Below are 236 nucleotides of genomic sequence, written 5' to 3'. Positions count from 1 at the left end.
AGGTCGTGGACCGGCTCGTCGAGCCGCTGCTGGGCGGTGTGTACGCGGGTGACGCGTACCGGATCTCGATGCGGGCCGCCGTGCCCGTGCTCTACGAGGCCGCGCGCCACGGGAGTTCGCTGCTCGCGGGAGTGCGCGCCGTGCAGGAGCAGGCGGCCGCGCAGCCCTGCGCCTCGCCCGTCTTCATGGGCGTCGAGGGCGGCGTCGGGCGGCTGCCGCTCGCCGTGGCCGACGCC

1 pseudogene is annotated in these 236 nt (G+C 76.7%); it reads left to right on the top strand.

Annotated features, from left to right (window positions below):
• A pseudogene (locus AN218_RS38090) lies at positions 1 to 236 on the top strand (protoporphyrinogen oxidase); the annotation flags it as partial.

The organism is Streptomyces nanshensis (genome assembly GCF_001751255.1).
Lineage (GTDB): Bacteria > Actinomycetota > Actinomycetes > Streptomycetales > Streptomycetaceae > Streptomyces > Streptomyces nanshensis_A.
This window is presented reverse-complemented; position numbering and strand designations above follow the sequence as displayed.